This window comes from Pseudomonas sp. Larv2_ips (assembly GCF_963879675.1).
In the GTDB taxonomy this organism is placed as follows: Bacteria; Pseudomonadota; Gammaproteobacteria; order Pseudomonadales; family Pseudomonadaceae; genus Aquipseudomonas.
In genome coordinates, this window is record NZ_CAWOAW010000027.1 from 1,144,981 (window position 1) to 1,145,227 (window position 247).

Below are 247 nucleotides of genomic sequence, written 5' to 3' on the forward strand. Positions count from 1 at the left end.
ACCAACCAGGCCGCCTGACCCACCGCCATCGCAGGCAAGCCAGCTCCCACCTTTATGGGTGACAGACCAAAATCTCCGCACCCAGCGCAATCCAAATGTGGGAGCGGGCTTGCCCGCGAAGGCGGTTTATCTGCACCAACCAAGCCGCCTGACCCACCGCCATCGCAGGCAAGCCAGCTCCCACACTAATGAGCGGCAGACCAAAATCTCCGCACCCACCTCAATCCAAATGTGGGAGCGGGCTTGC